Here is a 21636-nt window from a genome sequence, read left to right on the forward strand (position 1 = left end):
CGTTCCTTCCTCAGGTTCTATTCAGAAATCACCTTGCTTTCATGTAATTAACGAATAACGAAAACAGGAACATGGGCGTAACGGACAATACTTGCCGCCTCCGATCCTAACAAATGGGTTTGAATATTTGGATTTCGAGAGCCGACAATAATCGCGCCAGCAGCAAGTTCATCCGCCAGCTTAATAACCTCATCACGAACATTTCCGCTACGAACATGGAGATGAACCCGCTCTTCTGGCAGATTCAATTTTTTGACCAGGTCAGACAGTTTTTCTTTCGAATTATTAATCATATATTCATCCATCTTGCGCGCATCTGAAATAAAACCGCGCGTCAGTTCGGCTGAAAATTTGGGCATGACGTGCAGCAAATGAATGTCACCCGATGCGCTTTTCGCCAGAAACTGTGCATGTTGCAACGCTTTATCCGCCAGGCTTGTCTCGTAGACGTCCACCGGAACGAGAATGTTTTTATACATATCGAGCATCCTTTTTATAACCAACATGAGAGTGAATGAAGCATAAAAACGCATTAAATGCAGGGGGTTGCCCTTAATGCCAGTTACGATAAAAAGAGATGAATAATATTAAACGTAGCACAGGAATATCAGGTTTAGCGCTTCCCCACTGCTAATGGTTATTTAACATTTATCTTTTCGCCGACTATGCTCATAGTTAGCCACCGCTTCCGGCTCATGGAGGAATGTATGTATGGTATAAGCCTGATCCGACTGGGTATGTTTATTGCGCTTGCCATTATCGCCAGCACGGCGATTGGTTTATTTACCTATATGGTCGTCACTGTTCTGGCAGAATAGTGTCACCCCTGTCCAGGTTATGGAATAAATAAAACAGTTATTTATTAGGGGAATACAGTGAACCGCTACCTCTCTCTTTTATCGTTCGTTTTGTTAACGCTCACAGCGTGCGACCCGAAACCCAAAGACGTCTCCCCCCTGCCCAGAATGGTAAAAGTAGCGGAGGTGACGGTTCCCGGTAACGCCCAGCAGCGCGTTTTTCCCGCCCGCATTGAATCGGGCGATGCCACAGACCTTTCCTTCAAGCGCGCAGGTCAAATTGAAGCGCTCGATGTGCGTCAGGGCGCAGTCATCAAGCAGGGTCAACAGCTTGCAAGATTGAATGCCCGTGAAGCCCAGCAGCGGGTTAATGACAGACAAACGGCGGCGACGCTGGCCCAGAGGCAATTCGATCGCTTCCAGACGCTGGCGGGCCGCCAGGCGATTTCGAAAGCCGAAATGGACGTGCAGCGTGCGAACCGCGATTCGGCGAATGCGGCGCTACAAATAGCCCGAGAAGAGTTGAATCAAATGACGCTTGTCGCCCCCTTCAGCGGGACGGTGGCCAGCGTACATGTCCGAAACCATCAGGTGGTGTCTGCCGGTCAGCCCATCGCGACGTTAACCCGCACCGATCTGCTTGACGTGGTGTTCAGCATCCCTGAAAACCTGTTTAAGACCTTTGATATTCGCAACGCGCAGTATCGCCCGGTAGTGAGAATTAACGCCATTCCGGATCGGGAATTTACCGCCGTTTATAAAGAACACTCGGGCAGCAGCGACAGTAATACCCTGACCTGGCAGGTAATACTAACCATGCCGCGGCCAGATGATTTTCCCGCCGTCGGTGGCGTAAGCGGTACGGTGACCATTAATTTAACTAACCTCCCGGCTGGCGCGGGCACTCTGGCGCTGGTCGTACCGGTTGAGGCAGTCTTTAACCCGGACAACAGCCCGCGCAATGAGCCGCACGTCTGGGTTGTGGCAGGAGAAGGCGACACGCTCCATCTTGAAGACCGCAAGGTCAGCGTGGGGCAAGTGATTACCGAAGGGGTGGTGATCACCAGCGGGCTTAAGGCGGGCGAGCGCGTGGTAGCCGCAGGCGTTGGGGAGCTGCATGCTAACCAGCCGGTGCGTATCTGGACGCGTGAACGGGGACTGTAATGGATATCTCTCGTCAATTTATTAATAACCCTGTTCGCGTCTGGCTAACGATTCTGCTGCTGGGCATCGGGGGTATTTTCGCGCTGTTGAATATCGGCAGGCTGGAAGATCCCGCTTTTACCATCAAAACCGCAGTGGTGGTCACCCACTACCCCGGCGCATCCGCTCAGCAGGTCGAAGAAGAGGTGACGCTGCCGCTGGAGAATGCCCTTCAGCAGCTGCCTTATCTGAACAACGTGAGCTCCATCTCTTCAAACGGTTTGTCGCAAATCACCGTTAACATCGCTTCACGCTATCACTCAAATGAACTGCCGCAGATTTGGGATGAACTGCGCCGCCGCGTGGGCGACGCCTCGCGTCAGTTCCCGCCCGGCGTCGTTACGCCCTTTGTGAATGACGATTTCGGCGACGTGTTCGGCTTCTTCTTCGCCATTTCCGGGGATGAATTCAGTAATCCTGAACTGGTGAGATACGCGGAGCAGCTGCGCCGCGAGTTGATTCTGGTCCCCGGGGTCGCGAAGGTTGCCATCGGCGGAGCGATTAGCCAACAGGTCAATATCGATATTTCCCTGACCAAAATGGCCGCGCGCGGCATTACCCTGAACCAGCTTTCCGCCCTGCTCAGCAGGCTTAACGTCGTTTCCAGCGCCGGAGAAATCACCTCTGGCAGCGAATCCATTCGTCTGCACCCGACCGGTGAATTCGAGAATCTTGATGAACTGGCGGATCTCATCATCACGCCTTCCGGCACGGGGGCGGCGACGCGTCTGCGGGATATCGCCACGCTGTCGCGCGGGCTGAACGAATCGCCAGCCAGTATCTACCATGCCAACGGCAAAAAAGCCGTCACCATGGGCGTCTCGTTTATTCCCGGCGTGAACGTGATCGACGTGGGCCACGCGCTGGAGGCGAAGCTAAACCAGATGTCGGCGGAAAAACCGGCAGGCATACAGATAGACCTGTTTTACGATCAGGCAGCCGAAGTGGGCCATTCTGTTAACGGTTTTATTATTAACTTCCTGATGGCGCTGGCGATTGTCATCGGCGTGCTGCTGATCTTTATGGGCGTACGCAGCGGGATCATCATCGCGTTTTCCCTCGCGCTTAACGTGCTGGGCACGCTGCTGATTATGTATCTCTGGGGCATTGAGCTACAGCGCATCTCGCTTGGGGCGCTGATTATCGCCCTTAGCATGCTGGTGGATAACGCCATCGTCATTGTCGAAGGGGTGTTGATTGCCCGACAGCAGGGCGCCCCGCTATTAACCGCCGTTAACACTATCATCCGTCGCTCCGCCCTGCCGCTGCTGGGGGCGACGGTGATCGCTATCCTTGCGTTTGCGCCTATCGGACTGTCGCAGGATTCCACCGGGGAATACTGTAAATCCCTCTTCCAGGTGCTGCTGATTTCCCTGATGCTGAGCTGGTTCTCGGCGCTCACCCTCACCCCGGTGATGATTAAGTGGTGGTTGTTTAAAAACGACAACGCGCCGGAGACCACTGACGAGTCAGATCCTTACGACAAACGTCTCTACCGCCTCTATCAGCGCCTGCTTAACACGCTGCTGCACCATAAGGCACCGACGCTGGTAGTGATGGCCGCACTGCTGGCCGCTTCTGTCTGGGGGTTCGGCGCGGTGCGGCAAAACTTTTTCCCGTCGTCCAATACGCCGATTTTCTTTGTCGACCTGTGGTTACCCTACGGGACCGATATCAAATGGACCGAGAAAATGACCGGTGATATTGAGAAAACCATCAAGGACCAGCCCGGCGTGGAAACCACCGTCTCCACCATCGGTCAGGGGAGCATGCGGTTTATTCTGACCTACAGCGGACAGCGGCAGTACAGCAACTATGCGCAGATCATGGTGCGCATGGATGACCAGCGTAACATTTCCCCCTTGACCCGCCACGTTGACGAGTACATCGCGCGAAACTACCCGCAGGTGAACGCCAGCACGAAACGGGTGATGTTTGGCCCTTCCGGCGACAGCGCCATTGAAGTGCGCATTAAAGGCCCGGATCCTGACAGGCTGCGTCTGATTGCCAGCCAGGTGGACGATATTCTGGCGCGCGATCCGGCTACGGGGAGCGTCCGAAACGACTGGCAAAACCGCAGCAAAGTGATCCGCCCGCAGTACGTTGCCGCGCTGGGACGCGAGCTTGGCGTGGATAAACAGGACGTCGACAACGCGCTGGAGATAAATTTCTCCGGCAGCCGGGCGGGGTTGTATCGGGAAGGCAGCGACCTGCTGCCCGTGGTGGTGAGGCCCCCGGAAAGCGAAAGGCTGGATGCCAGCCACCTGAACAACGTGCTGGTGTGGAGCCAGGCGCGGCAGCAGTATATCCCGCTGAGTAACGTCGTCAGTCGCTTCTCTCTGGAATGGGAAGATCCGCTCATACTTCGACGCGACCGCTCGCGGGTATTGACGGTTCAGACGGACCCGGACCCGCTGACCCAGCAAACCTCCGGCGATATTCTCGCCCGCGTGAAGCCGCAGGTAGATGCCCTTCCCCTGCCACACGGCTACAGCATCGAGTGGGGGGGCGATGCGGAAAACTCCAGTGAAGCGCAGCAAGGGCTGTTCACAACGCTGCCTCTCGGGTATCTGGTGATGTTTGTCATTACGGTGCTGATGTTCAGCTCGGTAAAAAATGCCGTCGCAATCTGGCTGACCGTACCGCTGGCGTTGATTGGCGTCACACCAGGATTTTTAATTACCGGCATACCCTTTGGCTTTATGGCGCTGATTGGTCTGCTGAGCCTGAGCGGAATGCTCATCCGCAACGGCATCGTGCTGGTGGAAGAGATCGAACAGCAGAAAACGCAAAAGGATCAGCACAGCGCGATCGTTTATGCCGCCACCTCGCGCCTGCGCCCTATCCTGCTCACCGCGTTCACGACCGTACTTGGCCTGGCTCCGCTACTGCTGGATGTTTTCTTCCAGAGCATGGCCGTTGTGATTATGTTTGGACTGGGGTTTGCTACAATCCTGACGCTACTGGTACTCCCCGTGATCTATGCGTGTTTCCATCGTAAGGACGAAGCCAAACAACAATGAATGCGACAGGGCTGAACATTATCAAGACGCTGGGCTGTATGACGGCGGTGACCTTCTTCACCATCTACAATACCTGGGATCATTATGATTATGACTATCACTGGATCCTGGGGTTTTTAACCTTTATCTCGACGATCGCTACACCGCTGTTTTTTGTGGTGTCGGGCTATCTCGACGGACAATCCCGGCACGGCACGCGCTGGCAGCTGGGTAAAATTAAAAGTCTTGTGATTGTTTTTCTGTTCTGGATAACGATCTACTACCTGTGGGAGCCTTATCAGCGCGGATATTTAATCCAGCCCTGGTTCGTGTTCGCCTTTGTCGTGATTTACACCTTCCACCCGGCGGTAGAGTGGCTTAGCCAGCGGAGATCGCTGTTCTGCGGTGCGATTGCTGCCCTGCTGTTCTTTTCCTACGGATACGATCTGTTATCGGCGCTTTATCCTGAAACGCACGTCCTTTCTCTTTCACCGCAGTATCGGCTTTGGACGTGGCTGCTGTTTTATCTGACGGGGCAACTCTTCTGCGATCCTAAAATCGCCGAGTGGATAAGCCGCAAAAATGTAGTCCGGGCGGCGGTTATCGCCATCCCGTTTATCTATCTCTTCACCTGGTTTTACGAGCGCCACTTCTTTTTTGCCCTGTTTAAGGCCGACAGAAACGCCTTTATCCTCACCGGCTCGCAGATCTACATCCTGATTATTGCCCTGGTGATTGCGGCGAACGGCGTGCGCTTTCGCCGCAATGCTGAGTTTAAGGAGTCCATACTGGCCGCCATCAGCAAAACGATGACTGGCGTATATATTGTGCACTACTCGGTGTTTCATCTGCTGACGGCGCTGATACCGGTGACGTCACTCGGCATGAAGCTGGCGTTGATTGTACTTACGTTCGTCACCTCTGTTCTCTTCTCCATGCTGGTATTGTCTAACGCCGTGGCAAAAAAGGTGATCACCCTTTAAAAGCCTAAGCGCAGCCAGGCAAAGAGCACGTTGCCGTTGTTATAAGTCCCGGGAATATAGGTGAACTGGACGGTAACGCGCTGATAGCTGGCCGAAAAAAGCGGGAAGATGAACGGTAGCGGGACATAGTTCGCAAAATCATCTCGCGCCGTGATGCCTGCGGCGGCACCGAGCCCAAGGCGGAAATCTCTGGCATTATCCAGATACCAGCCCTTCTCCCAGCCATAGCCCATCGCGGGCTGCCATTCGTTGTGCGAGTCCTTGAACATCATCGCGAAAAGCGCGCTCCAGTTACCCTCTTCGTTATAGCGGGAAACGCCCAGCCCGCCTCCCCACGGCATTTCGTTGTACTTGTCGGTTTTTTCTTTGTCGTACATAAAGCGAGCGTGCCAGCTCAGAAACGGCAGGTACAGATCATAACGCTGAGGCTGCGCCCAGGTTTGCGAAATGTCTTCCGTCAACGCATTCCACCAGCCGCTGATGCGTTGCTCGCCATAGACGTTGGGCTCCGCCTGAAGCGGTGCGACGAATAAAAACAGAATCATCCAGAATGCCGAAAAGGTGCGTTGCATCGTTATTCCCTCAGCTTAACTCACGCGACGGTCACTATTACTGTAAACCATTCAGCACTTAACGAAGCCAGAAGAGGCAATTATCTCGCCGCAGGTGTGGATGAAATTTATTTATTCAGCACCTTCCGGAAAGATAAAAACGTTTTCTCAGGCGTTTTGTCGCGGTAGTCTCATAGGTTCCGTTTATATGACGGGCGCAATGTGAGTGACCTTTTCTTATACCAATAATTAAAAAATCAGTACGGACAGGACAACTATGGACTCCACCCTCATCTCCGATCGTCCCAACGAGGAGACCCCTTCGCTCAATCGTGCCCGCCGCGCCGCACTCAGCAGCTTCGCGGGTGCCGTCGTCGACTGGTATGATTTTCTGCTTTACGGCATTACCGCCGCGCTGGTGTTCAACCGCGAGTTTTTTCCCCAGGTCAGCCCCGCGATGGGCACGCTCGCCGCGTTTGCCACCTTCGGCGTCGGCTTTCTGTTTCGCCCGCTGGGCGGGGTGATCTTCGGCCACTTCGGCGACCGTCTTGGCCGCAAGCGCATGCTGATGCTCACCGTCTGGATGATGGGGATCGCCACCGCATTGATTGGCATTCTCCCGTCGTTTTCCGCCATTGGCTGGTGGGCCCCAGTGTTGCTGGTGACATTACGCGCCATTCAGGGCTTCGCCGTGGGTGGCGAATGGGGCGGCGCGGCGCTGTTATCCGTTGAGAGCGCGCCAAAAAACAAGAAAGCGTTTTACAGCAGCGGCGTGCAGGTCGGGTACGGCGTAGGGCTGCTGCTTTCCACAGGGCTGGTATCGTTAATTAGCCAGCTCACCACCGACGAGCAGTTCCTGAGCTGGGGCTGGCGCATTCCGTTCATCTTCAGCATCGTGCTGGTCATCGCCGCGCTGTGGATCCGTAACGGAATGGAGGAGTCGGCAGAGTTCGAAAAGCAGCAGGAAAAACCGGCCGTCAAAAAGCGACTGCCGGTGATGGAAGCCCTGATTCGGCACCCTGGCGCTTTTCTGAAAATTATCGCCCTGCGCCTGTGCGAGCTGCTGACGATGTATATCGTCACCGCCTTTGCCCTGAACTATTCGACGCAGAATCTCGGCCTGCCGCGCGAGCTGTTCCTGAATATCGGCCTGCTGGTCGGCGGGATCAGCTGCCTGACGATACCCTGCTTCGCCTGGCTGGCGGACCGGTTTGGCCGCCGTCGCGTCTACATCACCGGCGCGCTGATTGGGTGCCTCAGCGCCTGGCCATTCTTTATGGCGCTGGAGGCGCAGTCGATCTTCTGGATTGTCTTCTTTGCTATCATGCTCGCGAACATCGCTCACGATATGGTGGTCTGCGTACAGCAGCCGATGTTTACCGAACTGTTCGGCGCCAGCTACCGCTACAGCGGCGCGGGCGTGGGTTACCAGGTCGCAAGCGTGGTCGGCGGCGGGTTTACGCCGTTTATTGCCGCCGCGCTGGTAACCTTCTCGGGCGGCAACTGGCACAGCGTGGCGATTTATCTGCTGGCCGGCTGCCTGCTGTCGGCGGCAACGGCGCTACTGATGAAAGAGACGAGCCACCGCTGATCTCACTTTTGTTTCACAGGCGTGTGACATACTATCGGGTAGAGTCGCACACCTGTGGAACAAGGAGACAGAGATGAATAATAAGGGCTCCAGCCTGACCCCGGCTCAGGCGCTGGAAAAACTCGACGCGCTGTACGAACAGTCCGTCAACGCGCTGCGCAGCGCCATCAGCGAATATATTGAAACAGGGAAACTTCCCGACGAAAAGGCCAGAACCGAGGGCCTTTTTGTTTATCCATCGCTCTCTGTGACCTGGGACGGCCGCGCCAGCACGACACCGAAAACCCGCGCCTACGCCCGTTTTACCCACTCCGGCTGCTACAGTACCACCGTTACCCGCCCGGCACTGTTCCGCCCGTACCTCGAAGAACAACTTACGCTGCTGTATCAGGATTACGGCGCGCACATTCACGTTGAACCCTCGCAGCATGAAATCCCTTATCCGTACGTGATAGACGGCTCGGCGCTAACGCTGGATCGCTCAATGAGCGCGGGGCTGACCCGCCACTTCCCGACGACGGAGCTTTCACAGATTGGCGATGAGACGGCCGATGGGATCTATCACCCGGCAGAATTTTCTCCCCTGTCGCACTTTGATGCCCGTCGGGTCGATTTCTCCCTGGCGCGCCTGCGCCACTACACCGGCACGCCCGTCGAACATTTCCAGCCGTTCGTCCTCTTTACCAACTACACCCGCTACGTTGACGAGTTTGTCCGCTGGGGCTGCAGCCAGATCCTCGACCCGGAAAGCCCGTATATCGCGCTGTCCTGCGCGGGCGGGATCTGGATCACCGCGGAGACCGAAGCGCCCGAGCAGGCTATCTCCGACCTGGCATGGAAAAAGCACCAGATGCCCGCCTGGCACCTGATCACCGCCGACGGTCAGGGCATCACGCTGATTAACATTGGCGTGGGCCCGTCAAATGCCAAGACCATCTGCGACCATCTGGCGGTGCTGCGTCCGGACGTGTGGCTGATGATCGGCCACTGCGGCGGCCTGCGTGAAAGCCAGCTGATTGGCGACTACGTGCTCGCCCACGCCTATCTGCGTGATGACCACGTGCTGGATGCGGTGCTGCCGCCGGATATCCCAATCCCGAGCATCGCCGAAGTGCAGCGTGCGCTGTATGACGCGACCAAAGAGGTCAGCGGCATGCCGGGTGAAGAAGTTAAGCAGCGCCTGCGCACCGGTACGGTCGTCACGACAGATGATCGGAACTGGGAGCTGCGTTACTCCGCCTCCGCGCTGCGGTTCAACCTGAGCCGCGCGGTGGCCATTGATATGGAGAGCGCCACCATCGCCGCACAGGGGTATCGCTTCCGCGTCCCGTACGGCACGCTGCTGTGCGTCTCCGATAAGCCGCTGCACGGCGAAATTAAGCTGCCGGGGCAGGCCAACCGCTTCTATGAGGGGGCTATCTCAGAGCATCTGCAGATTGGTATTCGCGCCATTGACCTGCTGCGGGCGGAAGGTGACAGGCTCCATTCCCGCAAGCTGCGCACCTTCAACGAGCCGCCGTTCCGCTAATAACGATAAGGAATAACCATGTCCAGCACATCTCCGCTCTCTGCCCTGCGCCGCTGGCTCGAGGCCAGCCGTCTCGACGGGATGATCGTCCCGCGTGCGGATGCCTGGCAGAGCGAATACTGCGCGCCATACGACGAAAAGCTGGCCTGGCTGACGGGCTTTGACGGTTCGGCCGGCGTGGCGCTGGTGCTGAAAAACAAAGCGCTGCTGTTCGTCGACGGGCGCTATCAGGTTCAGGCTCGCGTTCAGGTCAATACGGATGAGGTTGAGATCCACCATCTGCACAACGAGCCGCTGGCAGAATGGCTGGCGGAAAACGTGGAGGCCGGGACGCGCATCGGTTTTGATCCGCTGCTGATGACCAACTCGGAGTTTGAGCAACTGTCTGCCACGCCGTGCGAGCTGGTTCCTCTGAAGGCCTCGCCGTTTGACGCCCTATGGACTGACCGCCCTGCCGCACCGGCGGGGCTTATCCGGGAAATGCCGGTTGAACACAGCGGTGAAAGCAGCGAGGACAAACGTCTGCGCGTCGCCGCCGTGCTGGCCGCAAACAATGCCGATTATCTCGCCGTTACGCTGCCGGATAACATTGCCTGGCTGCTGAACGTGCGTGGCGCGGATATCCCTTACAGCCCGGTACCGCTCTCCTTTGCTCTTCTGGGTCGTGACGGTCGCGTTGAGTGGTTTGTTAACGACAATAAGCTCAGCGCCCTGCCAGCAGAGGTGCGCAATGCGTTTACCATTGCGCCGCAGGACGCTTTTATCGAACGCTGTCAGCAGATTGCTGCGGGCAAACGGGTGATGATTGATGCCGATTCCGCGCCGGTGGCTCTGCGCTTCGCCATTGAGCCACGGGGAGAAATTGTCTGGCGGACTGACCCCATCACCCTGATAAAGGCCACCAAAAACCCGGTCGAGCTGGCAGGTTATCGCGAGTGTCATCACCAGGACGGTGCCGCCTGGGTCAACTTCCTGGCCTGGCTGAGCCGCGAAGTGCCGCTGCGCGAGGCGGCAGGGAATCCGCTAACAGAGCTGGAAGTTCAGGCGCAGCAGCTTGCGTTCCGTCAACAGCAGCCTGGGTTCATCGAGCAGAGTTTTGCAACCATCTCCGCCTCTTCGAGCAATGCAGCGATGTGCCACTATCATTCGAGCGAGGCCAGCAACAAGCCCATCGGCCACGATCATTTTTACCTGAATGATTCTGGCGGCCAGTATGTGAATGGCACCACCGACGCCACGCGCACGCTGGCATGGGGTAAGGTCGATCCGCAGCAGCGCCCTCACTACACCGCCGTGCTGAGAGGCTTCCTGTCGTTGATTACCCTGCAGTTCCCTTCCGGGACTCAGGGGCATCATTTGGATGCCTTCGCACGTCGCCCGCTGTGGGAAATGGGGCTGGATTACGATCACGGCACGGGACATGGCGTGGGACACCAGTTGCTGATCCATGAGAACCCGCATCGCATCGCCAAAAAGGTCAACCCGTGGCCGCTGGTGGCGGGCAATATCATGACGATTGAACCGGGCTACTATCTGGGCGACAGCCACGGTATTCGTATTGAAAACCAGGTGGAGATTGTGGAGAGCCGTCCGGGGTTCTGTAGATTTGCCTCGCTGACGCTGATCCCGATCGACTTAAGTCAGGTTGAGCTGCATCTGTTGAGCGATCAGGAAAAGCAGTGGCTGGATGCGTATCACCAGCAGGTACGCGAGGCGCTGTCACCTCTGGTGAACAGCGATGCGCGTCCGTGGCTGATTGAGGCGACGGCGCCGGTTAGTTTGTAATTTCGTGCGGTCTGGTGCCCTCACCCCAACCCTCTCCCACGGGAGAGGGTGCACACACTAAAAACGGCAACAAGGTTGCCGTTTTGCATTTACCCGGCGCAGAAAAGCAAAAAGCCTGCTTTAAAAGCAGGCTTTTCAAATTTGGCTCCTCTGACTGGACTCGAACCAGTGACATACGGATTAACAGTCCGCCGTTCTACCGACTGAACTACAGAGGAATCGTGTGAACGGGGCGCATATTATCGATGCCTCCCCGGGATGTCAAAGGCAGAATGCATATTTCCGATCGTTTGCCGAATTATTCTCCATTTCGCGCAATTGTCAGGCATTTTTTCGCGGATATTTCCACAGCCAGCGCCCGCTGACCATCCGCCAGTAGAACAGCGCGCCCCGCACGGCCCAGTCGAGGAACATCCCCAGCCAGACGCCGACCACTCCCCATCCGAGCATCACCCCGAGCGTATACCCCGCCACGACGCGACATCCCCACATGCCTAGCATCGACACCCACATCGCAAAGCGGGCGTCGCGCGCGCCCTTTAGCCCGGCGGGCAATACCCATGAGGCCGCCCAGATGGGCATAAAGGCCGCATTGAGCCAGATGAGGATCTTAACGACCTCTTTAACGTCGTCTTCGTGGGTATAGAACGAGGCCATCAGCCCGGCAAACGGGGCGGTTCCCCAGGCAATCACGGTCAGTCCAATGGTCGACAGCCAGAAGACGTGCCGCAGCTGTCGCTCCGCCTGGCCTATCTGCCCTTTCCCGAGCCGTTTCCCGGTGATGATGGTTGATGCAGAGCCCAGCGCGTTACCCGGCAGGTTAATCAGCGAGGCGATGGAGAAGGCGATGAAGTTACCGGCGATCACGTCGGTGCCCATCCCGGCGACAAACATCTGCGTCAGCAATTTCCCGCCGTTAAACAACACCGACTCAATGCTTGCAGGAATGCCGATCCCCATCACTTCCCAGATAATGGCGAAATTAAAGGGGCGGAAATAACTTTTCAGCGTCAGACGTAGCGAGGGAGTGATCCCCGCCATCAGCACCCCGACGATGGCAGCCGCACCGATATAGCGTGAAATGGTCAGCCCCAGTCCGGCGCCGACGAACCCCAGCCCGTCCCACGAGAACACACCGTAGATCAGCACGCTGCTGATAATGATATTCAGGATATTCATTCCGCCGTTGATCAGCAGCGGAATTTTGGTGTTGCCCGCCCCGCGCAGCGCACCGCTACCAATCAGGGCGATGGCCGCCGCCGGATAGCTGATGACGGTCATCTCAAGATAGGTCAGCGCCAGGTCTTTAACCTCATTCGTGGCCTCCCCGGCGACAAAGTCGATAATCTCTTTGCCGAAATAGTGGATTACCGCCGCCAGAACAATCGAAAAAATGGTCATGATCATCAGCGACTGGCGGGCCGCCTCGCGTGCACGTTTGGGGTCAAGCTTGCCGAGGCTAAAGGCCACCACCACCGTCGTCCCGAGGTCTATGGCGGCAAAGAACGAGATCACCACCATGTTAAAGCTGTCCGCCAGCCCCACCCCGGCCATCGCCTCTTTCCCCAGCCAGCTCACCAGGAAAGTGCTCAGGACCCCCATCAGCAAAACGCAGGTATTTTCCAGGAAGATAGGCACGGCAAGAGGGGTGATTTCACGCCAGAAGAGAACCCGATAGCTTTTACGTTTTGCATACCATGGCGTGCGCACGATCGCCTGGCGTAAGGAGGCAGTAACGTTCAAAATGGACCTTAGCGAGAAAAGTTGAAACTCCATTTCAAATGATGGGGGAGAAATGCTCATCCTGCAAAGTATTTTCCGGAAAAAGATGTGTGGAATTACAACAAACTGACGACAGAATCAGCAATCAGTCGATTTTCCCTAAGATCAGGTTTGACAAAACTTTTTTCGCCGCTAAGATAAGCCTCCACAACGATTCCTCTGTAGTTCAGTCGGTAGAACGGCGGACTGTTAATCCGTATGTCACTGGTTCGAGTCCAGTCAGAGGAGCCAAATTTGAAAAGCCTGCTTTTAAAGCAGGCTTTTTGCTTTGCGGATGAGGGAAAATGAACGCTCTGTTTGTCTACGGCACGCTGCGCCCGGGCCACTCAAATGCGCATATTCTTGAAAACATTGGCGGCGAATGGCTGACCGGTTCCGTATCCGGTACGTTTTACGAACGCGGCTGGGGCGCTGCGGCAGACTTCCCGGGGATCGTGCTCCACCCCGATGGCCCCCGCGTCGAAGGTTATCTGTTTATCTCTGATAGCCTTGCCGCACACTGGCCAATGCTGGATGAGTTTGAAGACGGCTACGATCGGGTTGAGGTCACGGTGACCACTGCTGAAGGCAAGCAGGTCCAGGCCTGGATTTATCAGCTACAGCCCCATTCTGCGTCATAAAAAAAGGCTCTCTGTCACCAGAGAGCCTTTTTCACTATTTGCTGCGATTACTCGCTTTTTGCTTCGCCGTTTTTGATTTCGCCCATCACTTTCAGCTTCTTGGAGATGTCGCGACGCTCTTTGGACAGCTCAGCGTTTTTGATGATGTAGTCATCAACACGGTCTTCATAGTCGCTCTTCATGCTGGCGATGATGCCCTGAATAGCTTCAACGCTCATGCCTGGCTTGATGTAGTCGCTCAGGTTGTCGAGCAGCAGAACACGTTTCTGGTTGTCACGGATCTTCTTCTCAACGTCCTGGATTTCACGCTGCAGTTTGTTTTTGCGGCGGAACAGGCGGACGAATTCCAGAACATCCTGGAACGAAGGCTTGGTAGTTTCCATTTTTACACCCCTGATAATGTGAGATTCGGATTCGTTAAGGCAACCGTTGTAACAATAACCTTACTGACAGCGGCTGCGAATGACAATGAGTATATCGTTTAAAGCTATCATAACCCCAATTGCTGCTGAATCGAAGCAGCAGCCGTCACATACGTCTTTTATTTGCGCAGCGCCCGGCAAATCAGGTGCGATAACAGCTCAAGCTGCCGCGCCAGTTCCATACTCAGCCAGACGTAGCCATGAATAGGCGTTTCCGCCACGTTATCGCTCTGGCGTTCATTGATTAACTGCTTCAGCTCCGCGACGATCTCGTTCAGTCGCTCGCTGTTGGCCAGTATCGGCTGCGGGTTCCCTTCATAGAGCGCATGAGCGATGGTCAACAGCGTTTGCTGCGTCATCTGCTGGGTCTCTTTGAGGGTCTGCGCGTTAAGCATCAACAGATGGCTGGGGCGCGTGGCCCAGTGGGCGTTGATTTGCAGCTCAAGCATGCAGACCAGATTGCGGCTTACCGTCTGGATAGCTTCGAAAATTGATTTCTGAATATGGGTTTCTTTGCTGGCGGGCGTGATCAGGCCTCGCATTTTGACCACGTCGTTAAGGATGGTCTGCAGGTGCTTTTCCAGGCGCGGGCGTTCAACCAGATTCGGGGAAAAACCGGCTTGATAGACGCGGTTAAACGCGGTGACGTAGCTGGCCATCTGAATACGCCAGTGCAGAAAAGCACGCTGCGGCCAGATACCGGTGAAGAGCATCGCCAGCAGTGAACCCAGGATGACATCCCCGCTTCGCCACAGCGCCGTGGTCATATCCCCGGCGGGCGCACCGACCACCACCGCGAGCGTAATACCGATCAGCAGCGCCTGATACGGCTTTTTACCCAACGCCAGCCAGCCGCACAGGAACATGGCGGCACCGCACCATGCCAGCATCACCGGAAACGAGATAAGCTCCAGCTTGAGGGCGATAAGCCCCAGAGCCGAACCTAACACGGTCCCGCCAATGCGCTCCAGGGCGCGCGGAACAACGTTCCCCCAAAACGAGATGGGCCCCATCACCACCACTAGCGTGATCAGCGGCCACGTCCCTTCCGGAACATCCAATAAACGCACCAGTACAAACGTCAGCACGAAAGCCAGCGCGATGCGGCATCCATGCACCACGCGGTAGTGTTTGTACAACCGAATTTCAAAAGGGGTTAATGATTTGTCGGGACGCACACCCGCTCTCCAGCTACACGGCAAATCACAATTGTACTGTGTTTTCAGCCGGGCGGATCGCTCCCGGCTGAAAAACCCTTCACTTAGCAGGCTTAAACCGTTTTATGCTCTACCGCGATATACATTTCGATATCCCAGTAACCGTCCGCATTGCCGTCATTGAGATAGCGTTCGAAGCAAGGTTTGAGCGCCATCTGGTACTTATTGTCCTGCAGCAGGGAATTGAAGAACTGATACCACGGCGTGGCGAAGTCGTAGTTTTCCACGCGCGCCGTCGCCACGGCATAATCCCCGGCCGCGATTTCCGTCATCATGACGCCTTCGCTGTTTTCCGGGATAACGAAATCATCCGGTACCGTAACGGCCGTATCACAGCGCAGTTTTTCTGGCGGGACTTCATCCGGGTTATCGTAGTAAACTGCAACCCACTCCAGCGGCTCAATGTGACGCCCATCGACCCACATCACCAGCTGTTCAAAGCCTTGTTTTACCGTTTGTTCCCACGGTCCGACCAAATGAAAACCGGCAATCTTACGTTTCTGTTGCTGCTTAATGCTGTAGTCCATGCTGCCTCCGCTTATTGCTGTATATTTATACACTATAAAACCGGATTACTATTATCAGCAAACGAGGAGTGTTTATTATGTGAGCAGACTCGCAACCCTGCCAGTCTGCTCATCTGCCGTTAGAGCGTGTGGTGCAGATAATCGCTCAGCCGAGAGAACAGGCCGCCTTTATCAACGGCTTCCAGCGTCACCAGCGGCCAGTGCGCCACCACTTTGTCGCGGTCGTAGAGCTGGATCTCCCCGACCCGCTGGTGCGCGGCGATCGGCGCTTCCAGCTCTTTTTTATCCAGTACGTATTTGGCTTTGATGTTAGGCACTTCCGCTTTCGGCAGGGCCAGCCAGAAGTCCTGGTCGGTGCCCAGTTTCACCTGCTCCTTATCGCCGTACCAGATCCGCTCTGTCCCCACTTTTTTACCGCTATGCAGGATCTGCACCGTATCGAAATTCTGCTGCCCCCAGTGCAGCAGTTTCCGGGCCTGGTCTTCGCGCCCTTTCGGACTGTCCGCCCCCATCACTACCGCGATTAACCGGCGCTGGCCGTCAACGGCAGACGCAATCAGGTTAAAACCCGCCCCCGAGGTATGCCCTGTTTTCAGCCCGTCCACGTTCATGGTTTTATCCCACAGCAGGCCGTTACGGTTTTGCTGGGTGATCCCGTTCCAGGTCAGGCTCTTTTCGCTGTACATATGATAAAACTCGGGCTCACCGTGGATGATGGCGCGGGAGAGTACGGCCAGGTCATAGGCCGAGCTGTGCTGGCCCGGCGCATCCAGCCCGTGGACGGTTTCAAAATGCGTATCGCGCAGGTTCAGCTTCTGCACGTAGTCGTTCATCATCTTCACAAACTGCGGCTGACCGCCCGCCACGTGATCGGCCAGCGCCACGCAGGCGTCGTTGCCAGAGTCGACAATCAGGCCGCGGCTTAAGTCGCGCACGGAGACGCGATCGCCTTCTTTCAGGAACATCAGCGATGAACCGTCAAACACCGGGTTCCCTTTTGCCCAGGCATCGCGCCCTACGGTGACGATGTCGTCCGGGGTAATGCGGTGGCTATCAATGGCCCGATCAACCACATACCCCGTCATCAGCTTGGTCAGGCTCGCCGGATTGCGTTGTTGATGTTCGTTGCCCGCCGTTAAGATCTGACCAGTCGTGTAATCCATCAGCACCCAGGAGCCAGCCTGAATGGCCGGAGGCTGCGGCGAAAAATCCAGTGGTTCGGCCGCAAAAGCAGATGAGACACTCGAAGCGAGTAAAGAAACAGCAATAAACAGACGGCGTTTCAACGGTATATCCTCAGGTCATTAAAAATCGATGACCTTTTTACGGGAGTTCTGATGTCGTTACCTGGCTTAATTGCAAAAAAATGTGACAGAACGCAGATTTTTCTCTGAAGCTGGCGCGCAAATCTGCAACGTGGAGGTGCTTTTTATTCGGTCTCGACCGCACGATCGTTTACCATAGTGACGTCATTTTTTAACAGGATGGTATTACTGGTGTCTGACTCTGCCGCTCGCCCGACTTTTTTATTTCATGACTATGAAACCTTTGGCACTCACCCGGCGCTGGACCGACCGGCGCAGTTTGCCGCCATCCGTACCGACGACGAATTCAACATCATTGGCGAGCCAGAGGTCTTTTACTGCAAGCCTGCGGATGACTACCTGCCGCAGCCCGGCGCGGTGATGGTCACCGGGATCACTCCTCAGGAAGCGCGGGAAAAAGGCGTTAACGAGGCAGAATTCGCCCGACGCATCCACGACCTGTTTACCGTCCCCAATACCTGCGTGGTCGGTTACAACAACATCCGCTTCGATGACGAAGTGACGCGCAATATCTTCTATCGTAACTTCTACGATCCCTATGCCTGGAGCTGGCAGAACCGCAATTCGCGCTGGGATTTGCTCGACATCATGCGCGCCTGCTACGCCCTGCGTCCCGAAGGCATTAACTGGCCGGAAAATGAGGAAGGGCTGACCAGCTTCCGGCTGGAACACCTGACCCGCGCCAACGGTATTGAGCACAGCAATGCCCACGACGCGATGGCGGACGTCTATGCCACCATTGCCATGGCGAAGCTGGTGAAAAGCGCGCAGCCACGACTGTTCGAGTATCTGCTGAGCCACCGCAGTAAACAGAAGTTGACCACGCTGATTGATGTGCCGCAGATGAAGCCGCTGGTGCATATTTCCGGCATGTTTGGCGCCTGGCGCGGTAATACCAGCTGGGTCGCCCCGCTGGCCTGGCATCCGGACAACCGCAATGCGGTGATCATGGTGGATTTGGCCGGCGATATTTCGCCGCTGCTGGAGCTTGACAGCGATACCCTGCGCGAACGGCTGTACACGCCGAAGAATGAACTCGGCGATCTGCCTGCGGTGCCGGTCAAACTGGTGCATATCAATAAATGTCCGGTCCTGGCGCAGGCCAATACGCTGCGCCCGGAAGATGCTGACAGGCTGGGCATTAACCGTCAGCACTGCCTGGATAATCTGAAAGTACTACGTGATAACCCGCAGGTACGAGAGAAGGTGGTCGCCATCTTTGCCGAGGCGGAGCCGTTCGTACCGTCAGAAAACGTAGATGCCCAGCTCTATAACGGTTTCTTCAGCGATGCCGATCGCGCGGCGATGAATATCGTTCTGCAAACCGAGCCGCGCAACTTGCCTGCGCTGGATATTACCTTCGCCGATAAACGCATCGAAAGGCTGATGTTTAATTACCGCGCGCGTAACTACCCGGGAACCCTGGATGAAGCAGAGCAGGAACGCTGGCTGCAGCACCGTCGCAACGTGTTTACGCCAGAGTATCTGCACAGCTACGCCCAGGAGCTGGAAATGCTTTATGGCCAGTATGAAGGGAATGCTGAGAAACAGGCACTGCTGAAATCCCTGTTCCAGTACGCGCAAGAGATAGTTTGATCGATGGGTATAAAAAAGCCGGAGGCGATGTCTCCGGCTTTTTTTTGCCCGGTGGCGCTTCGCTTACGCGGGCCTACGGGGTATGTAGGTCGGGTAAGGCGTAGCCGCCACCCGACACAGTCTTACGCGACGTCTTCGTACTGAGGAACCGGGTTACGGAAGCTCTTCGTGACGCAGGCCAGGTAAACCAGGCCGATACCCGCCCAAATCAGGCCAAGCACCATCGAGCTCTCTTCCAGGTTAACCCACAGCGCGCCCACGGTCAGGGCACCACACATCGGCAGGAACAGATACTGGAAGTGATCTTTCAGCGTCTTGTTACGCTTTTCACGGATCCAGAACTGAGAGATAACCGACAGGTTAACAAAGGTAAACGCCACCAGCGCACCGAAGTTAATCAGCGCCGTTGCCATCACCAGGTCAAAGTTAATAGCCAGAAGCGCGATCGCACCGACCAGGATAATGTTCATCGCCGGGGTACGCCATGTTGGATGCACGTAGCCGAAGAAGCTTTTCGGGAATACGCCATCGCGGCCCATCACGTACATAAGACGCGCAACGCCTGCATGCGCTGCCATACCGGACGCCAGTACGGTGATGGTGGAGAAGATCAGCGCGCCGACCTGGAACGCTTTACCCGCCACATACAACATGATTTCCGGCTGAGATGCATCCGGATCCTTGAAGCGAGAGATATCCGGGAAGTACAGCTGCAGGAAATAGGTCGAGAAAATAAAGATCAGACCGCCAATCAGCGCCGTCAGGAAGATGGCGCGCGGGATCACGCGCTCTGCATCTTTCGTTTCTTCAGACAGGTTGCTGATCCCGTCAAAACCGGTAAAGGAGAAGCACAGAATGGTTGCCCCGGTAATCATCGGGATCACATGCGCATCACCAGACCAGAACGGTTTGCTGCTCGCCAGCGTGCCAGCGCCTTCACCGTGGAACACGCCATAGATCACCATGCCAAGAATAACGGCAATCAGGACAACCTGAAGCACAACGATAACGGAGTTAAAGTTGGCAACGGACTTGATGCTGCGCAGGTTAAAGGCCGTCATAAAGGCCACCAGCGCCACGACGAACATCCAGGATGGAATCGACGGCACCAGCGCTTCAAAATAGATTTTTGCCAGCAGAATGTTGATCATCGGCGCGAACAGGTAGTCGAGCAGCGAAGACCAGCCCACCATAAAGCCAACCGTCGGGCTGATGGATTTCTGGGCATAGGTGTAGGCGGAACCCGCAGACGGATAGCGACGCACCAGCTTACCGTAGCTCAGCGCGGTAAAGAGGATCGCAATCAGCGCGAAGCCGTAAGCCGTCGGCACATGACCGTCGGTGAGGCCCGATACGATACCGAATGTATCGAACAGCGTCATTGGTTGCATATAGGCCAGGCCCATCATAACAACCGGAATCAACGTAAGTGTTTTACGTAATTCCACGCGAGAGGTGTTTGGAGTTGCATTATGCGACATAGTTATTCTCCTTTACGGTAATAACCGCCACGTAAGCGAAAAATTGCCCCATTTCTTTCTTCCTCAGCGACAACAACTGTCGGATTTTAGTAAATATCTATCCGGTACGAAGCCCGGCCTCTTGGTTTTTAGTTTCGTTTCGTACATGCAAAAAAAAATAACCGACGCCTTTTATATCGTCGATTATTCATTTGGTTGCAGCGGCCGCATTTTGCCCCACATCGGATACAAAAGGCAATACTTTGCAACGCAGCGAGTAATTTTCTTTTTCCTAACTGGCTGATTTCTCGACACTGCCCTGAGCATATACAGCGGCGATAGCACTATTTGCTAAAATTTCGTCCCGCCACCAGGCGCTGGCCAGCCCGGAGGTCTGTTCATTCCAGCCCACCCATACCGATTCATGGCTGTTTTGAGCAAGTACCTGTTTTTCAACAAGCGCACCGCTGTCAATGTACCGCTGTGCCAGATAGCGGGGTAAATAGCCGCAGCCCAGGCCGCTGATTTGCAGCTCCAGCTTGGTTTTAAAGTCGAAAACGGTGATGGCCTCCTGCTCGTCAAGCAGCTGCGAGGAAACCGCACATTCCGGACGAGAGCTGTCCCCCACCACAATCGCGCGGTAGCCTTTAATCACGCGGCGGTTAAGCGGCTCAGGCTCCTGAGCCAGCGGATGATGGGGCGCTACGGCGAACACCTGCTCCAGCACGCCCAGACGCGCAAAACCAAACTCGCTCAACTGGGGAGGCTCGTGGAGTGCACCGACAAAAATATCCGCCCTGCCCTGAGTTAAGGCATCCCAGGAGCCTCCCAGCACGCCGTTTATAAAAATGAGTCGGGTCACGCTGTGGTGTTGATAAAAGGCTTCAATCAGCGGCGTCAGGAGAGAAAAGGGAAAGGTATCATCCACGCCAATCACCAGCTCGTTTTCCCAGCCCTGGTGGAGTTTTACGGCCTGTTTTTCGAGTTCACGAACGGTGTGGAGGACTTCGCGTCCCTTTTCCAACAGCATTTGCCCGGTACGGGTAAAACGGGCTCGATGCCCGGAACGATCGAGGATCTGGATATTGAGATCGCTTTCCAGTTTTTGGACGGTATAGCTCAGGGCCGAAGGGGTTTTGTAGAGCTTTGCCGACGCAGCGGCAAAGCTCCCCTCTTTTTCCAGTGCATCCAGAATAATAAGAACATCCAGCAGCGGTTTCATGCTCGCCCCCTTCTGGTGTGCGATC

18 protein-coding genes and 2 tRNA genes are annotated in these 21636 nt (G+C 55.7%); 9 read left to right on the forward strand and 11 right to left on the reverse strand.

Annotated elements, in window-relative coordinates; all coding sequences use genetic code 11:
• Positions 1 to 47: 47 nt before the first annotated feature.
• A complete protein-coding gene (locus tag AC4IC4_RS15020; RefSeq protein WP_491471439.1) occupies positions 48 to 479 on the reverse strand; it encodes a universal stress protein in 432 nt (143 codons plus the stop codon).
• Positions 480 to 875: 396 nt separating this feature from the next.
• Between AC4IC4_RS15020 and AC4IC4_RS15025 the strand changes: the two genes are divergently transcribed.
• From AC4IC4_RS15025 to AC4IC4_RS15035, 3 genes are read left to right on the forward strand one after another with little or no spacing between them, the layout of a single operon-like run.
• Entirely contained in the window at positions 876 to 1961 is a 1086-nt protein-coding gene (locus tag AC4IC4_RS15025) for an efflux RND transporter periplasmic adaptor subunit (RefSeq protein WP_491471440.1), read from the forward strand.
• Positions 1961 to 5023, forward strand: a complete 3063-nt coding sequence (locus AC4IC4_RS15030) for an efflux RND transporter permease subunit (RefSeq protein ID WP_491471441.1) — start codon at positions 1961 to 1963, stop codon at positions 5021 to 5023. The genes AC4IC4_RS15025 and AC4IC4_RS15030 overlap by 1 nt, the downstream gene beginning before the upstream one ends.
• Complete coding sequence (locus tag AC4IC4_RS15035; RefSeq protein ID WP_048029361.1) at positions 5020 to 5985, forward strand: acyltransferase; 966 nt, start codon at positions 5020 to 5022, stop codon at positions 5983 to 5985. The genes AC4IC4_RS15030 and AC4IC4_RS15035 overlap by 4 nt, the downstream gene beginning before the upstream one ends.
• Here AC4IC4_RS15035 and pagP read toward each other — a convergent pair.
• Positions 5982 to 6557: a lipid IV(A) palmitoyltransferase PagP gene (gene pagP, locus AC4IC4_RS15040; RefSeq protein WP_045908122.1), complete on the reverse strand. Its 576-nt coding sequence runs from the start codon at positions 6555 to 6557 to the stop codon at positions 5982 to 5984. The two genes, AC4IC4_RS15035 and pagP, sit on opposite strands and share 4 nt — an antisense overlap.
• A 256-nt stretch (positions 6558 to 6813) precedes the next feature.
• Between pagP and shiA the strand changes: the two genes are divergently transcribed.
• The 3 genes from shiA to AC4IC4_RS15055 all read left to right on the forward strand — a co-directional run bounded on the left by shiA (position 6814) and on the right by AC4IC4_RS15055 (position 11440).
• Entirely contained in the window at positions 6814 to 8127 is a 1314-nt protein-coding gene (shiA, locus tag AC4IC4_RS15045) for a shikimate transporter (protein ID WP_491471442.1), read from the forward strand.
• A gap of 73 nt (positions 8128 to 8200) precedes the next feature.
• Positions 8201 to 9655 carry an AMP nucleosidase gene (locus AC4IC4_RS15050; RefSeq protein ID WP_491471443.1) on the forward strand — a complete coding sequence of 485 codons (1455 nt, stop codon included), beginning with the start codon at positions 8201 to 8203 and terminating at the stop codon, positions 9653 to 9655.
• Positions 9656 to 9673: 18 nt separating this feature from the next.
• Positions 9674 to 11440: an aminopeptidase P family protein gene (locus AC4IC4_RS15055; RefSeq protein ID WP_491471444.1), complete on the forward strand. Its 1767-nt coding sequence runs from the start codon at positions 9674 to 9676 to the stop codon at positions 11438 to 11440.
• A 142-nt stretch (positions 11441 to 11582) separates the two neighbouring features.
• Here the strand turns inward: AC4IC4_RS15055 and AC4IC4_RS15060 are convergent.
• Together AC4IC4_RS15060 and emmdR are read right to left on the reverse strand one after the other, a co-directional pair.
• Positions 11583 to 11658, reverse strand: a tRNA-Asn gene (locus AC4IC4_RS15060).
• A gap of 103 nt (positions 11659 to 11761) precedes the next feature.
• A complete protein-coding gene (gene emmdR, locus AC4IC4_RS15065) occupies positions 11762 to 13216 on the reverse strand; it encodes a multidrug efflux MATE transporter EmmdR (RefSeq protein WP_491472832.1) in 1455 nt (484 codons plus the stop codon).
• A gap of 161 nt (positions 13217 to 13377) precedes the next feature.
• Here emmdR and AC4IC4_RS15070 point away from each other — a divergent pair.
• Together AC4IC4_RS15070 and AC4IC4_RS15075 are read left to right on the forward strand one after the other, a co-directional pair.
• Positions 13378 to 13453: transfer RNA gene (locus AC4IC4_RS15070), tRNA-Asn, on the forward strand.
• A gap of 53 nt (positions 13454 to 13506) precedes the next feature.
• Positions 13507 to 13842 carry a gamma-glutamylcyclotransferase family protein gene (locus AC4IC4_RS15075; protein WP_491471445.1) on the forward strand — a complete coding sequence of 112 codons (336 nt, stop codon included), beginning with the start codon at positions 13507 to 13509 and terminating at the stop codon, positions 13840 to 13842.
• A 47-nt stretch (positions 13843 to 13889) separates the two neighbouring features.
• Here the strand turns inward: AC4IC4_RS15075 and AC4IC4_RS15080 are convergent, their stop codons facing one another.
• From AC4IC4_RS15080 to dacD, 4 genes are all read right to left on the reverse strand, one after another.
• The gene (locus AC4IC4_RS15080; RefSeq protein ID WP_008499467.1) at positions 13890 to 14225 is read right to left on the reverse strand and encodes a DUF496 family protein; all 336 of its coding nucleotides are present in this window, start codon (positions 14223 to 14225) and stop codon (positions 13890 to 13892) included.
• 158 nt (positions 14226 to 14383) lie between these two features.
• Positions 14384 to 15442, reverse strand: a complete 1059-nt coding sequence (locus AC4IC4_RS15085; protein ID WP_024908067.1) for an FUSC family protein — start codon at positions 15440 to 15442, stop codon at positions 14384 to 14386.
• A 92-nt stretch (positions 15443 to 15534) separates the two neighbouring features.
• Positions 15535 to 16008, reverse strand: a complete 474-nt coding sequence (sbmC, locus tag AC4IC4_RS15090) for a DNA gyrase inhibitor SbmC (protein ID WP_024908068.1) — start codon at positions 16006 to 16008, stop codon at positions 15535 to 15537.
• A gap of 119 nt (positions 16009 to 16127) precedes the next feature.
• Entirely contained in the window at positions 16128 to 17294 is a 1167-nt protein-coding gene (dacD, locus tag AC4IC4_RS15095; RefSeq protein WP_032646438.1) for a serine-type D-Ala-D-Ala carboxypeptidase DacD, read from the reverse strand.
• Between the two features lie 198 nt (positions 17295 to 17492).
• On the opposite strand from dacD, the gene sbcB reads away from it, so the two are divergent.
• Positions 17493 to 18929: an exodeoxyribonuclease I gene (gene sbcB, locus AC4IC4_RS15100; RefSeq protein ID WP_491472833.1), complete on the forward strand. Its 1437-nt coding sequence runs from the start codon at positions 17493 to 17495 to the stop codon at positions 18927 to 18929.
• 122 nt (positions 18930 to 19051) lie between these two features.
• Here the strand turns inward: sbcB and plaP are convergent, their stop codons facing one another.
• From plaP to AC4IC4_RS15115, 3 genes are all read right to left on the reverse strand, one after another.
• Positions 19052 to 20410 (reverse strand): putrescine/proton symporter PlaP, encoded by a 1359-nt coding sequence (gene plaP, locus AC4IC4_RS15105; protein WP_008499462.1) that lies wholly within the window; start codon positions 20408 to 20410, stop codon positions 19052 to 19054.
• Positions 20400 to 20462, reverse strand: coding sequence for a membrane protein YoeI (gene yoeI, locus AC4IC4_RS15110; RefSeq protein ID WP_099458931.1), 63 nt, complete (start codon positions 20460 to 20462; stop codon positions 20400 to 20402). The genes plaP and yoeI overlap by 11 nt, the downstream gene beginning before the upstream one ends.
• A gap of 219 nt (positions 20463 to 20681) precedes the next feature.
• Positions 20682 to 21611 carry a LysR substrate-binding domain-containing protein gene (locus AC4IC4_RS15115; protein ID WP_024908071.1) on the reverse strand — a complete coding sequence of 310 codons (930 nt, stop codon included), beginning with the start codon at positions 21609 to 21611 and terminating at the stop codon, positions 20682 to 20684.
• Positions 21612 to 21636 lie beyond the last annotated feature (25 nt).

The organism is Enterobacter sp. Taxon_2, from assembly GCF_058355295.1.